General features: G+C 71.6%; 13 protein-coding genes. All 13 read left to right on the top strand.

Going from position 1 to position 14,292, the window contains the following annotated elements; all coding sequences use genetic code 11:
- Positions 1-408: 408 nt before the first annotated feature.
- The 13 genes from ACERMF_RS08720 (at position 409) to hisF (ending at position 14,287) form a co-directional block, all read left to right on the top strand.
- The gene (locus ACERMF_RS08720) at positions 409-786 is read left to right on the top strand and encodes a TraR/DksA family transcriptional regulator (protein ID WP_373668672.1); all 378 of its coding nucleotides are present in this window, start codon (positions 409-411) and stop codon (positions 784-786) included.
- Entirely contained in the window at positions 783-1,370 is a 588-nt protein-coding gene (locus tag ACERMF_RS08715) for a signal peptidase II (RefSeq protein WP_373668671.1), read from the top strand. Before ACERMF_RS08720 ends, ACERMF_RS08715 begins: the two co-directional genes overlap by 4 nt.
- Positions 1,367-2,344 (top strand): RluA family pseudouridine synthase, encoded by a 978-nt coding sequence (locus tag ACERMF_RS08710; protein WP_373668670.1) that lies wholly within the window; start codon positions 1,367-1,369, stop codon positions 2,342-2,344. The genes ACERMF_RS08715 and ACERMF_RS08710 overlap by 4 nt, the downstream gene beginning before the upstream one ends.
- Positions 2,341-3,108, top strand: coding sequence for a type I methionyl aminopeptidase (gene map / locus ACERMF_RS08705; RefSeq protein ID WP_373668669.1), 768 nt, complete (start codon positions 2,341-2,343; stop codon positions 3,106-3,108). Before ACERMF_RS08710 ends, map begins: the two co-directional genes overlap by 4 nt.
- A 185-nt stretch (positions 3,109-3,293) precedes the next feature.
- Entirely contained in the window at positions 3,294-6,890 is a 3,597-nt protein-coding gene (gene dnaE, locus ACERMF_RS08700) for a DNA polymerase III subunit alpha (RefSeq protein ID WP_373668668.1), read from the top strand.
- Between the two features lie 141 nt (positions 6,891-7,031).
- The gene (locus ACERMF_RS08695; protein ID WP_373668667.1) at positions 7,032-8,558 is read left to right on the top strand and encodes a L,D-transpeptidase family protein; all 1,527 of its coding nucleotides are present in this window, start codon (positions 7,032-7,034) and stop codon (positions 8,556-8,558) included.
- A 92-nt stretch (positions 8,559-8,650) separates the two neighbouring features.
- Complete coding sequence (locus ACERMF_RS08690) at positions 8,651-8,872, top strand: hypothetical protein (protein WP_373668666.1); 222 nt, start codon at positions 8,651-8,653, stop codon at positions 8,870-8,872.
- A 164-nt stretch (positions 8,873-9,036) separates the two neighbouring features.
- Positions 9,037-10,374: a histidinol dehydrogenase gene (hisD, locus tag ACERMF_RS08685; RefSeq protein ID WP_373668665.1), complete on the top strand. Its 1,338-nt coding sequence runs from the start codon at positions 9,037-9,039 to the stop codon at positions 10,372-10,374.
- Positions 10,371-11,459 (top strand): histidinol-phosphate transaminase, encoded by a 1,089-nt coding sequence (gene hisC, locus ACERMF_RS08680; protein WP_373668664.1) that lies wholly within the window; start codon positions 10,371-10,373, stop codon positions 11,457-11,459. The genes hisD and hisC overlap by 4 nt, the downstream gene beginning before the upstream one ends.
- A 34-nt stretch (positions 11,460-11,493) precedes the next feature.
- Entirely contained in the window at positions 11,494-12,084 is a 591-nt protein-coding gene (hisB, locus tag ACERMF_RS08675) for an imidazoleglycerol-phosphate dehydratase HisB (protein ID WP_373668663.1), read from the top strand.
- Positions 12,081-12,719 carry an imidazole glycerol phosphate synthase subunit HisH gene (gene hisH / locus ACERMF_RS08670; RefSeq protein ID WP_373668662.1) on the top strand — a complete coding sequence of 213 codons (639 nt, stop codon included), beginning with the start codon at positions 12,081-12,083 and terminating at the stop codon, positions 12,717-12,719. Before hisB ends, hisH begins: the two co-directional genes overlap by 4 nt.
- 18 nt (positions 12,720-12,737) lie before the next feature.
- Entirely contained in the window at positions 12,738-13,472 is a 735-nt protein-coding gene (gene hisA / locus ACERMF_RS08665; RefSeq protein ID WP_373668661.1) for a 1-(5-phosphoribosyl)-5-[(5-phosphoribosylamino)methylideneamino]imidazole-4-carboxamide isomerase, read from the top strand.
- Entirely contained in the window at positions 13,469-14,287 is an 819-nt protein-coding gene (gene hisF / locus ACERMF_RS08660; protein WP_373668660.1) for an imidazole glycerol phosphate synthase subunit HisF, read from the top strand. Before hisA ends, hisF begins: the two co-directional genes overlap by 4 nt.
- Positions 14,288-14,292 lie beyond the last annotated feature (5 nt).

Here is a 14,292-nt window from a genome sequence, read left to right as displayed (position 1 = left end):
TCGGGGCGGGGCGGATGCCGGCTCGCTTCCCGAGGGACGACGTCGTGACGCCGCGGTACCACCCTCGTTGACCTGCCGGACCGGGGGGTCGGCGGGCCCGCTTCGTTGGCTTCCGCCCACAGGATCCGGGTCGGCCCGCGTGTCGTGCGGGGACCGTCCGCCACTACGCACCCGGGCGGCCCGGGCTTCGTGACGGCCGCTCGACGGTGATGACGCCGGGCACGCGCCACCGGCTTTCACCGTCCCGGTTCGCTCGTCGCGCGTGTGGTCCCGCCGCCGTGTCCGTGTCACAGCGTCGTGGTGCTCGTGCCAGCATACGGCGCGTGGTCACGTGGCGGAAGCACGGCACGGCCACCCGGTGGTCGGTGGCGGCATCGGCGCCGGATCGGTCTGGTACGGTCCGCCGCCATGGCACGCAAGAACACCCTCTCCAAGAAGCAGCTCGACGGTCTCCGTCAGGAGTTGCTCGACGAGCGTGCCACGCTGACCAACCAGGTCGCGGACCTCGACGCCGAGGCGGACGTCAACAACTGGCGCGAGGGCGGGTTCGACGACGACCCGGCGGACGCGGGCTCGGCCAGCTTCGAGCGTGAGACCGCCCAGTCGCTGTCCAACCACGCGCGACGGCTGCTGTCGCAGATCGACGACGCGCTCCGACGGATGGACGCCGGCGCCTACGGCACCTGCGAACGGTGCGGGAACGCGATCGAGACCGCCCGGCTCGAAGCGCTGCCCTATGCGACGCTGTGCATGGACTGCAAGCGCCGGGACGAGACCGGCCGGTGACCAGCTCCCGACCCGACGCGGACCCTGCGCCGCGGCCGGCGTCGCGGCTTCCGGTCCAGTTGGCGGTCCTGATCGCGGCCGCCGTCGTCGTGCTCGACCAGGCGACGAAGGAACTGGCCGAGACGCGGCTCGACCCGGGCGAGTACGCCCCGCTGTTCGGTGACGCCGTCGGTTGGCAGCTGGTCTACAACCCCGGCGCGGCCTTCGGCATCCCTGCGCCGACGTGGCTGTTCCTGATCGTGACGGTGCTCGTCGCGGTGATCGTCGCACGGGCACTGCCGCAGACGACCTCGCTGTTGCAGGCGAGCGCCTACGGGCTGCTGCTCGCCGGGGCACTCGGTAACGCCATCGACCGGCTCGTGCGGCCCAACATGGTGGGCGAGACCAGCGGCTTCTTCCAGGGCGACGTCGTCGACTTCGTCGCCTGGGGCACCTTTCCGCGCTTCAACGTCGCCGATTCGGCCATCACCGTGGGCTTCGTGTTGTTGACCGCCGCGCTGTGGCGCGAGGAGCGGGTCGCCCGGGCCGAACTCGAGGCCGCGGCGTCCGACGAGGCGAGCGTCGACCGCCCCGGCCCACCGTGAGCCGCTTCGTCGTCCCCGAGGACCAGGACGGCCAACGCCTGGACGTGGCGCTGGCGGCCCTGCTCGACGTCTCCCGCTCGCGGGCGGCCGCCCGCGTCGCCGCGGGGGAGGTGCGCACCGACGGGCGCACGCTCAGCAAGCAGCAGCGGGTGCGGGCCGGTCAGGAGCTGGTCCTGACCGACGAGGCGGCGGCGGTCGTGCCGTCCCCGCCACCGCCGGTGCCGCCCATCCGCTACGAGGACGACCACCTGCTCGTCCTGGCCAAGCCGGCCGGCCTGGTCGTGCATCCCGGCCACGGCCAGCCCGACGGCACGCTCGTCGACGCGCTGCTCGACGCCGGCGTGCCCCTGGCGGCGGCGGCCGGCCAGGAGCGGCCCGGGATCGTCCACCGCCTCGACCGGGACACCTCGGGACTGCTGGTGGTGGCCAAGACCGATGCCGCACACGCACAGCTGGTCCGGGCGCTGCAGCGGCGCGAGATCTCGCGCCGCTACCTCGCCGTCGTCCAGGGTACGCCGCGGGCCCGCCGCGGCCGCATCGAGGCGCCGTTGGGACGCGACCCCTCCGACCGGACCCGCTTCGCCGTGCGTGACGACGGCAAGCCCTCGGTCACGAGGTACGTGGTGCTCGACCAGGCCGTCGGAAACGCCTCGGGGCAGGCCGTCTCGTTGCTCGCCTGCGCACTCGAGACCGGCCGGACCCACCAGATCCGTGTGCACCTGTCCGCACTCGGGCACCCGATCGTCGCCGACGGCACCTATCGCGGGTCGGCCGGACTGGCCGAGCGGCTCGGGGCCGAGCGGGTCGCCCTCCATGCCGGCCGACTCGCGTTCGCCCACCCGGTGACCGGTGCCGACGTCGCCGTCGTCGAACCGTTGCCCGACGACCTGGTGGGGACCCTCACTGCCGCAGGGCTGACGCTGCCAGCGGCCTGGTGGCAGCCACTGGACGGGCCGGAGGAGACGACACCGTGATCATCCGCAAGTCGCGCAAGGACATCGGCGCGCTGCGCGAGGCCGGGCGCGTCGTCGCCCGGGCGCACCGGGCGATGCGTGCCGCCGCCGACGTCGGCGTGACGCTGCGCGACCTCGACGAGGTCGCCCGCGACGTGCTGCGCGAGCACGGCGCGACCTCGGCGTTCCTCGACTACCACCCCCACTTCGCGCCGCGCCCGTTCCCCGGCGTCATCTGCGCTTCCAAGAATGACGTCGTCGTCCACGGCATCCCCACCGACGAACCGCTGGAGGACGGCGACCTGCTCAGCATCGACTTCGGGGCGATCCTCGACGGGTGGGTCGGCGATGCCGCCGTCACCTTCAGCATCGGTACCCCCCGCGACGGCGACGAGCGGTTGCGGCAGGGCGCCGAGGACGCACTCGCGGCCGGTATCGCGGCCGCGGTGCCCGGCGCGCGACTCGGTGACGTCGGGGCGGCGATCGGCGCCATCGGCCGCGGCCTGGGCTTCGGCATCCCGCAGGGCTGGGGTGGTCACGGCGTGGGCCGCCAGATGCACGAGGACCCCTCCGTGCCCAACGAGGGTGAGCCCGGTCGGGGCCTGCGACTGCGGCCCGGCCTGGTGATCGCGATCGAGCCGATGTTCATGGCCGGCGGCAACGACGACGTGCGCCTCGACGAGGACGGGTGGACGATCCGCACCGTCGACGGCTCACGGGCCTCGCACGCCGAGCACACCATCGCCGTCACCGACGACGGCCCGCTGGTCCTGACCGAGCCCTGATCCCCGCGACGAACACCGCCGGGCGCTCCCTGCGCGTGACCCGTGGGGAACGCGGCGCCTGGGGGGTGCGGCGAGGGCCGACTGGTAGCGTCGCGAACCACAGGCGTGTGGTTCTGGCGTCGGCGTCGTGCCGGCCCTTCCCCGAGAACCCCCGCCGTGATCGACGCTGCACGGCGCAGGTTGCCGTGTGGGTCGCGTCCGACGTGCTCGACGAGACCGGGGAGCGTGCACCCGTGGGTAGTGGCAGCCGCGACAGCTTCGTCCACCTGCACGTGCACACCGAGTACTCGATGCTGGACGGTGCCTCGCGGCTCGGCCAGCTGTTCGACAAGGTCGCCGGCGACGAGCAACCGGGGGTCGCGATCACCGACCACGGCGTGCTGTTCGGGCTGGCCGACTTCTACCGGCAGGGCACGGCCAGGGGCGTCAACCCGATCCTCGGCTCGGAGCTGTACCAGGCCATCGGTTCGCGTCGCGACCAGCGCCTGGGCGGGTCCGACGGCCGCCAGCGGTACTTCCACCTCACGACGCTGGCCCAGAACGACGCCGGCTACCGCAGCCTGGTCAAGCTGTCCACGCAGGCCTACCTCGACGGCTACTGGTACAAGCCGCGCGTCGACAAGGAACTGCTCGCCCGGCACAGCGACGGCATCATCGCGCTGTCGGGATGCCTCGGATCCGAGGTCAACCAGGCCCTGCTGAAGGGCGACGAGGCCGAGGCGAGGCAGGTCCTGAGCGATTTCAGGGACATCTACACCGCCGAGCGCTTCTTCGTCGAACTGCAGGACCACGGCATCGAGGAGCAGAAGCGGACCTGGCCGGTGCTCGAGAAGCTGGCCAAGGAGCTCGGGCTCCGCACCGTCATCACCAACGACTCGCACTACACCAACGCCGAGGATGCCGAGGCACACGACGTCCTGCTGTGCATCCAGACCGGCTCGAAGATCTCCGACGTCGACCGGTTCCGGTTCTCCGGCGACCAGTTCTACGTCAAGACCGCCCGCGAGATGCGCGAGCAGTACCACCAGTACCGCGACGCGCTCGACGCCACGCTCGACATCAACGAGATGTGCGACGCCAGGATCGAGTTCGACCTCGACCTGCTGCCGAAGTTCCCCTGCCCACCGGGGATGGACGAGGCGGCGTTCCTCGCCCACAAGGTGTGGGAGGGCGCCAAGGCCCGCTACGGCGACCCGGTGCCCGACGCCGTCGCCCAGCGCATCGAGTACGAGCTCGGCGTCATCAACGACATGGGCTTTCCGGCCTACTTCCTCATCGTCGCCGACCTGTGCGAGTACGCCCGCAGCGCGGGCATCCGCGTCGGCCCGGGCCGCGGCTCCGCCGGCGGGTCCGTGGTCGCCTACTGCACCGACATCACGCGGGTCGACCCGATCAAGTACGGCCTGATCTTCGAGCGGTTCCTCAACCCCGCCCGCATCTCGATGCCCGACATCGACATCGACTTCGACGACCGCCGTCGCGGCGAGATGATCCGCTACGCCGCGTCGCGCTACGGCGACGACCACGTCGCACAGGTGGTCACCTTCGGCACGATCAAGGCCAAGTCGGCCATCCGCGATGCCGCCCGGGTGCTCGACGAGCCCTTCAGCGTCGGCGACACGCTCTGCAAGATGATGCCGCCACCGGTGCAGGGCAAGGAGGCGCCGCTCGCCGAGGCGTACGAGAAGTCCTCCGAGCTGCGTGAGGCACGCAACGACCCGACCTACCGCAAGGTGCTCGAGACCGCCGAGAAGCTCGAGGGCCTCAAGCGCCAGCACGGCATCCACGCCGCCGCGGTCATCATCGGGGCGTCACCGCTCGACGAGATCGTGCCGCTGCTCAAGACCGACAACGGCGAAATCGTCACCCAGTACGAGATGGGCGCGGCCGAAGCCATCGGTCTGCTGAAGATGGACTTCCTCGGCATCCGCAACCTCACGGTCATCTCCGACGCCGAGCGGCACATCAAGGCCAACCGCGGCATCGAGGTCGACCTCGACGACGCCGAACTGCTCGGCGACATGGACGACCCCACGACCTACGAGATGCTCTCCACCGGGTTCACGCTCGGGGTGTTCCAGCTCGACTCGACCGGCATGCAGGCCCTGGTGCGGAAGCTGCGACCGACGCGGTTCGACGACATCTCGGCCCTGCTCGCGCTGTACCGGCCGGGTCCGCTGTCGATGGACATGCACATCGCCTACGCCAACCGCAAGAACGGTCAGGAAGCGGTCACCTTCGACCACCCCGACCTCGAACCGGTCCTCGGCGACACCTACGCGATCGTGGTCTACCAGGAACAGGTCATGAAGATCGCCACCGACCTGGCGGGCTTCACGATGTCGGACGCCGACGGTCTGCGCAAGGCGGTCGGCAAGAAGAAGCGCGACCTGATGGAGTCCTTCAAGGACCAGTTCATCACCGGTGGCGTCGCCAACGGCTACGACCGCGCGCTGATGTCCAACCTGTGGGGGCTGATCGAGAAGTTCGCCGAGTACGGGTTCAACAAGTCGCACACGGTCGCCTACGGCGTCATCAGCTACCAGACCGCCTGGCTCAAGGCCCACTACCCGGTCGAGTACATGGCGGCGCTGCTGACCAGCGTGAAGAACCACAAGGACAACAAGCCGCTGTACCTCAACGAGTGTCGGCGCATGGGCATCGACGTGCTCCCGCCCGACATCAACACCTCGGGCAGCGACTTCACCCCCCGTGGGGACGAGATCCTGTTCGGCCTGTCCGCCGTCCGCGGCGTCGGCGAGGGCATCGTCGAGCAGATCGTGCGCGCCCGCGCCGAGAAGGGGGTCTTCGCCGACTTCGCCGACTTCTGTGCCAAGGTCGACGGCAGCGTGCTGAACAAGCGCACGATCGAGAACCTGATCCTCGCGGGGGCCTTCTCGTCGCTCGGACACACGCGCAAGGGGTTGCTCGCGGTCTACGAGCTGATGGTCGACACGGCCCAGAAGGCGAAGAAGGACGAGGCCGCCGGGTTCCTGTCGCTGTTCGGTGACGACGGCGGCGGTGACGCGGTCGACCTCGACGACGCGCCCGAGATCCCCGGCGACGAGTTCGACAAGTCGCAGTTGCTCAAGTTCGAGCGCGAGATGCTGGGCCTGTACGTCTCGGACCATCCGCTGTTCGGCACCGAGCGGGTGATCGAACGCCACGTGGACACCAGCTGCGCCGGCCTGCGCGAGAAGAACGACTCCGACAACGTCACCGTCGGCGGCGTGCTCACCGGCCTGACCAAGAAGTTCACGAAGAAGGGCGACACCTACCTGGTCGCGACCCTCGAGGACCTCACCGGTAACGTCGAGGTCGTCTTCTGGCCGAACACCTACCGCGCCGCCCACGAGGTGCTGGTCGAGGACGCGGTGCTGGTCGTGACGGGGCGCCTCGAGATCCGCGACGAGGCCATCAAGCTGCAGGCCAACCGCGTGTCGGCCCCCGACCTGTCCGAGGCGCTCGGGTCGCCGGTCGTCGTGCGCTTCGCCGCCGAACAGTGCACCGCCGATGCCGTCCGCCGCCTCAAGGACGTCCTGGTGCACCACCAGGGCGCCGTCCCGGTGCACCTGCAGGTGCGCACGCCCGACGGCGCCAGCCGGACCTACCGACTCGGGGACGATCTCCGCGTCGAACGGCGCCCCGGGCTCTTCGGCGAGATCAAGGCCGCCTTCGGCCCCGACTCGGTCGACGACGACGCCGGCGACAAGACCTTCGGCGCCGAGGACGACGAGCCACGGTGGCGACGTTCACGGGAGCGGGAACCGGCCCTGACCTGACGCTCGACGACCTCCATCGGTTGCATCGGATCCTGGCCTTCCCGGCAGGCGCACGCCGTCGGCAGGGACGGGTGTCCTGGTTATCCTCGACCTGCGCGCCGCGTCGCGGGCGCAGGGCAATCTGATACGGGGACGCAACAGATGCAGACGAGGCGTACGGCCGCCCGGGCGCGGCCGAGTCGGGGCACGATCATCGTCGGGGCCTTCCTGGTGGTCCTGCTGGCGCTCGGAACGGCCATGAGTGCCGCGACCGTCGCCTGGGGGGACCAGCTCCGCGACGAGGGCCGCCTGCTGCCGGGGACGACGATCGCCTCGGTGCCCGTGGGCGGTCAGACCGCCGACGAGGCGACCGAGGCCGTCCGCGACCACCTCGCGGCCCGCCTGGACCGCGAGCTGACGCTGACCGACGGGTCGAAGACCTGGACCACGACGGCCCGCGGGCTCGGTGGCGTCGCCGACGTCGAGGCCGCCGTCGCCGAGGCACGAGCGCACACCGACGCCGCAGGATTCGGCGACCTCGCGCGCATGCGGTGGGCCAACGGCACCGCCAGCTTCGCCGCCGAGGTCGGGATCGACGTCCCGGAGTCCGGCATCGAGTCCTTCGTCGCCGGGGTGGCCGACGACATCGACCGGCCGGCCACCGACGCCTATGCGGCCTGGGACGCCGACGGGGCCCACGTCGACGCCGCGGTCACCGGTCGTCAGCTCGACCGTGCAGGCGCCGAGGAAGCACTCCGGGGCCTGCTGGCCGGCGAGGACGACCACGCCGAGCTGACCGTCGCCGAGCTTCCCCCGCAGCTCGACACCGACCTCGTGCGCGAGGTCGCCGACGCGGTCGAGGCCGCGGTGCGCAGCGCCTACGACCACGCCGTCACCGTCCACCTCGCCGACGACGAACGGACGGTGACGCCGCGCGAGCTCGGTGCCGGCAGCAACGCCGCGGCCGTGCTCGACGGCGCCCTCGCCCGTGCGGCCTCGACCGGGCAGATCGAGCTCGGCCCGATCGAACTCGACATCGACGACGCCGAGGTCGCCGCAGTCGTCGACGAGCTGGCCGCGGACCACGTGGTGGCGCGCCGCGACGCCGAGATCACGTTCGTCGACGGCGCGTTCACCGTGCGGCCCGAGCGCACCGGCGTCTCCCTCGACCGCGCGGAAGCCCGGGCCGAGCTGGCGCGTGCCCTGGCGGGCGAGACCGCCGAGGTGCAGCTCGAGCTCGTGACGACGCGTCCTTCGGTCACGGCCGACAGCTTCGGGACGGTGCTCCTGCTCGACCAGTCCGCCCGCGAGCTGCACCTGTACCGGGGCGCCGACCGGCAACGGACCTGGCCCGTCGCGGTCGGCACGAACAACAGTCCCACGCCGACCGGCACGTTCGTCATCGGCGCCAAGCGCTTCGAGCCGACCTGGGTGAACCCGGCCCCCGACCGTTGGGGGGCCGACATGCCCGAGCGCATCGGACCCGGCCCGGACAACCCGCTCGGTCCCCGCGCCCTCAACTGGAACACCACGTCGGGGCGCGACACCCTGATCCGGTTCCACGGCACGCCCAACGAGGCGTCGGTCGGCAGCGCGTCGTCCAACGGCTGCGTGCGGATGTACAACGCCGACGTCATCGAGCTCTTCGACCTGGTGCCGTCGGGCACGACCGTGGTCTCGGTGTCCTGAGGGCCGAACCTGGCCCAACGGCGGACCGTGGCGCCGTGCGTCGGCGCCGCCGTGCGGTTCGCTGGGGGATCAGCAACCACGAAAGGTCCGGCATGAGCACCCACCCGCACCAGGACGAGCCCGGCGACGCCAACCGCGAGGCGGCGCGCAACCGTCCCGAGAACCGAAACGACGCGGGCCGCCGCCCGGGCATGCACCCCGAGGCGCAGAAGTCCGGTACGGGCTCGAAGGGCACGATGATGGTCATCGTCGGCGCCCTCGTGCTCGGCCTGCTCGTCTATGCCCTGGTGGGCGCCGGCATCATCGGCAACTAGATCGCACTGCCGCCGGTTCCTGATGGCTCCGCACCGGGCACATCGGTACGCGCTTCCAAACGGTCACCGGCGGCGGGGCCGTCGGCGCCACGCAGCCGCGCGGGAACCGGGCGGGGGGCGCGCGTGGGTACGCTCCCGAACGTCCCCTCCCCGAGGTCTCCCGCATGGCCCGCCTGACCGTCGTCGACCTGCGCGGCGACCGGTCCGACCCGCGCGACCGGCTGCCGCGGCCCCGTACCGACCTCGCCACGGCCCGTCAGGGCGTCGAAGCGACGCTGCAGGCGGTCCGCGACCGCGGTGATGCCGCCCTCCGCGAGCTCACCGCCAGGTTCGACGGCCAGGACCTCGACGACCTCGTCGTCCCGTCGGACGTCCTGCATGAGTCGCTCGACCGGCTCGACCCCGCTCTGCGGTCCGCGCTCGAACGCTCGATCGAGCAGGTGCGCTGGTTCCACGAGAGGAGCCGCCCCGCCGACTGGGAGGACCACCTCGACGGCGTGCGGATGGGCGTGTGGCACCGACCGGTCGCGCGCGCCGGCGTGTACGTGCCCGGCGGCAAGGCCGCCTATCCCTCGACCGTGATCATGACGGTCGTGCCCGCGCAGGTCGCCGGTGTCGACGAGATCGTGCTGTGCACCCCGCCGTCCGGCACCGGGTTCGCGCCGCCCGAGTCGGGGGAGCGCGACGGTTGGCCCAACCGCACCGTGCTGGCCGCGGCGGCGCTGCTGGGCGTCGACCGCGTCGTACGGGTCGGCGGGGCCCAGGCCATCGCCGCCATGGCGTATGGCACCGATGCCGTCCCGCACTGCGACATGGTCGTCGGACCGGGCAACCTCCACGTCGCGCTGGCGAAGCAGCAGCTGGCGGCCGAGGGTGTCATCGGCATCGAGGGCTATGCCGGCCCCACCGAGGTGGCCATCGTCGCCGATGCCACGGCCGACGCCCGCAACGTCGCGGCCGACCTCGTCGGACAGGCCGAGCACGACGAACTGGTCGTGTCCCTGCTGATCACGACCGAGCCCGGCCTCGTCGACCCGGTCGAGGCGGCGCTCGAGGAGGAGGTTCCGCGCGCCCGGCACGCCCAGCGCATCGAGACCGCCCTGCGCAACCAGGGCACCGTCGTGCTCGTCGACGACCTCGACCACGCCATCGAGGTCGCCGAGGTGTTCGCGGCCGAACACCTCGAGGTCCACACGGCCGACGCGGCCAAGGTGGCCGAACGCATCCGTTACGCCGGCACCACCTTCATCGGGCCGTGGACCCCGGTCTCGGTCGGCGACTACGGCGCGGGGCCCAACCACACCCTGCCCACCTCGGGCACCGCCCGGTTTTCGGGCGGGCTGTCGACGACCTCGTTCCTGGTGCCCGTCAACTACGTCGAGTACACCGAGCAGCAGTTGCGCGACTTCGCCGCAGACGTCGACGCGCTGGCCCACAGCGAGGACCTGCCGGCCCACGCCCGTGCCGTGGACGTGCGCTTCGAGCCGCGGGGCGACGCGTGAGCGCCGGGGTCCCGCCGCGCGCCGCGGCGCAGCGGCTGCCCGTACGCGCGGACCTCGCGGACGTCGAGCCGTACGGGGCGCCACAGCTCGACGTGCCGGTCCGGCTCAACACCAACGAGACCGCCGACCTCCCACCCGCCGGCTACCTCGACGAGGTGGCCCGGCGGATCACCGCGCTGCAGCTCAACCGTTACCCGGACCGGCCCCACCGACGACTGCGCGAGGCGCTGGCCCGTCGGCTCCGGCTGCGCGCCGACCAGGTCTGGGCGGCCAACGGCTCCAACGAGGTCCTCCAGCAACTGCTGCAGGCCTACGGCGGTCCCGGCCGACGCGCCGTGTATGTCCGGCCCGGCTACTCGATGTACCCCGAGCTGTGCCGGACCAGCCTCACCTCCGCCGTCGAGGTCGACCTCGACGACGATTTCCAGCTCACACCCGACGTGGCGCAGGCGATCGCCGCCGAGGACCCCGACCTCGTCCTGGTCCCGAGCCCGAACAACCCGGTCGGCACGCCGGTCGGGCACGACGCGATCCGGACGGTCCACGACACGACCCGGGCCCTGGTCGTCGTCGACGAGGCCTACGTCGAGTTCGGCGGCCCGGATGCGTCGGTGGTCGACCTCGTCGGGCAACTGCCGCGCCTGGCGGTCGTCCGCACCTTCTCCAAGGCCTTCCGGCTCGCCGGCCTGCGGTTGGGGTACCTCGCGGCGGCGGACTGGGTCGTCGACGACGTCCAAAAGGTCCGCCTGCCCTACCACCTCGATGCCATGAAACAGGTCGCCGGCCTGGTCGCGCTCGAGCAGGAGGCCGACTTCCTCGGCCACCGCCAACAGGTCGCCGACGAGCGTGACCGGGTGTCGGCCGTGCTGGCAGGCATGGACGGCGTCCGGGTGTGGCCGTCGGCGGCGAACTTCCTGCTGTTCCGCACCGACGTCGACGACCTCTTCACGCGCCTGCTCGACCAGGGCGTGCTGGTGCGCGACTTCACGTCGAAGCCGCGCCTGACCGGCTGCCTCCGTGTCACGATCGGCACACCGGCCGAGAACGACGCCTTCCTCGCCGCGCTCCACAACGCGCTGGCCTGACCCGCCCGTCCACCTTCCCGTACCAGGAGCACCCGTGAGCAGCCGTGTCGGTCGCGTCAGCCGCGACACCAAGGAGACCCGCATCGAGGTCGAGGTCGACCTCGACGGTCGTGGCACCGTCGACGTCGCCACCGGGGTTCCGTTCTTCGACCACATGCTCGACCAGCTCGGGCGGCACGGCCGTCTCGACCTCACGGTCAAGGCCGAGGGCGACCTCGAGATCGACGAGCACCACACCATCGAGGACGTCGGCATCGCGCTCGGCCAGGCGCTGACGGAGGCCTGGGGCGACCGTGCTGGCGTCGAGCGGTTCGGCGACTCCCAGGTGCCCATCGACGAGGCACTCACGCGCGTGGCCGTCGACCTCTCCGGTCGCCCCTTCCTGGTCTGGGACGTGACCCCCCCGGTGCCCACCATCGGAACGCTGGAGGTCCACCTGCTGAAGCACTTCTTCGAGGCGCTGGTCGCCAACGCCCGCATCACCGTGCACGTCCACAACGTGTCCGGTGAGAACACCCATCACGTCTTCGAGTCGGTCTTCAAGGCGTTCGCCGTCGCGCTGCGACGCGCGGTCGCCGTCACCGGCGAGGGCACCGTGCCCTCCACCAAGGGCGTCCTGCAGTGACCGACGCCCGGTCGCGCCCTCGACTCGCGGTGCTGGACTACGACGCAGGCAACGTGCGCTCGGCCAAGCGCGGGTTCGACGCTGCCGGTGCCGACGCGTTCGTCACCGCCGACCCGGACGCGGCGGCCGAGGCGGACGGCCTGGTCGTCCCGGGAGTCGGTCACTTCGGATCCTGCGTCGCGTCCCTCCGCCGTTCCGGGTTGCATGCCCTGCTGCAGGATTGGATCGCCGCCCGGCGTCCGGTCTTCGGCATCTGCGTCGGGATGCAGTTGCTCTACGACGGCTCGTCCGAGGGTGACGAACCGGGACTTGGGCTCCTGGCCGGGCGGGTCGAGCGGTTCCCCGCCGGTGCGATCGTCCCGCACATGGGCTGGGACGTGCTCCACGCCGCCGACGGCCACGAGGAAGACGAACTGCTGAACGGGGTGGCGGGGGAGCGGGTGTACTACGTGCACTCCTACTACGCGGTGCCGACCGACCAGGAACCGGTCGTGGGGCGCACCGCCTACGGTGGCGTCGACTTCCCGAGCCTCGTCCGCCAGTCGAGCGTGGTCGGCACCCAGTTCCACCCCGAGAAGTCCGGCGAGATCGGGCGACGCCTGCTCGCCAACTGGGTCGCCACGCTCGCGGCCTGACCACGAGGAGCACCGAACGTGTTGACCCTGTACCCGGCCGTGGACATCAAGGACGGCCGCGCCGTCCGCCTGACCCAGGGCCGCGCCGATGCGGAGACCGTCTACGACGCCGATCCCGTGGCAGCCGCCCAGCGTTTCGCCGACGTCGGGACGGAGTGGTTGCACGTCGTCGACCTCGATGCGGCGTTCACCGGCGAGCCGAGGAACCGGCACCTGATCGAGGCGATCGTCGAGGCGACCGGTTGCCGGGTCCAGGCGTCGGGTGGCGTACGGACCCTGGCCGACGTCGAGGCGTCGTTGTCCTACGGCGCCGAGCGCGTGGTCATCGGCACGATGGCGCTGTCTCGGCCGGCGTTCGTCGCCGAGGTGCTCGATGCCGTTGGGCCGCGCATCGCCGTCGGGCTCGACGCCCGGGGCACCACGCTGCAGGCGCGGGGGTGGACCGAGGAGGCCGGCGACCTCTTCGACGCGCTCGAGACGTTCACGACGATGGGCGTTCCGCGCTTCGTCTACACCGACGTGGCCAAGGACGGAATGCTGCAGGGACCGAATGTCGGGATGTTGACCCGCGTCGCGGACGCCACGGACGCCCACGTGACCGCGTCCGGGGGCGTGAGCACCATCGCCGATCTGCGGATCCTGGCCGACTGCCACCCGCGGGTCGATGCCGCCATCGTCGGCAAGGCGCTCTACAGCGGGGCGTTCACCCTCGGCGAGGCGTTGGCCGTCGTCGGCGGTTCGGAACCGGCATGAACGTGCCCGTCACCACGGGGGCGCAAACCCTCGCCGCACGGGTCATCCCGTGCCTCGACGTCACCGCCGGACGGGTCGTCAAGGGCGTCAACTTCGTCGACCTGCGCGACGCCGGCGACCCCGTGGAACTCGCCCGCCTGTACGACCTCGAGGGCGCCGACGAACTGGTCTTCCTCGACATCACCGCTTCCAGCGACGCACGCGACATCATGGTCGACGTCGTCCATCGGGTCGCCGAACAGGTCTCGATCCCGTTCGCCGTCGGCGGGGGCATGCGCAGCGTCGCCGATGCCCGCCGGATGCTGCACGCGGGTGCGGACAAGATCGCGTTCAACACCGCCGCCGTCCGGCGACCGGAACTGCTCACCGAGTGTGCCGACGCCGTCGGTGCCCAGTCCGTCGTCGCCGCGGTCGACGCCCGCCGCCGTGTCGGCGACGACCCGTCCGCCGGCTGGGAACTGTTCGTCAACGGCGGACGCACCCCCACGGGAACCGATGCCGTGGCATGGTGCCGAGAGGTCGCCCGCCGGGGGGCGGGTGAGATCCTGCTGACGTCGATGGACCGGGACGGAACCAAGGCCGGGTTCGACCTCGACCTGCTGCGGGCGGTCACCGACCTCGTCGACGTGCCCGTGATCGCCTCGGGCGGCGCGGGCACGCCCGACCATCTCGCGGACGGCATCCTGCAGGGCCACGCGTCGGCGGTGCTCGCGGCCTCGGTGTTCCACTTCGGCGAGTTGCGCATCCGCGACGTGAAGGCGCACATGGCCGACCGCGGTGTCACCGTCCGCCGTACGCCGCCGCAGACGCCCTGACGTCG

It is taken from the genome of Egicoccus sp. AB-alg6-2 (assembly GCF_041821025.1).
GTDB lineage: Bacteria > Actinomycetota > Nitriliruptoria > Nitriliruptorales > Nitriliruptoraceae > Egicoccus.
This window is presented reverse-complemented; position numbering and strand designations above follow the sequence as displayed.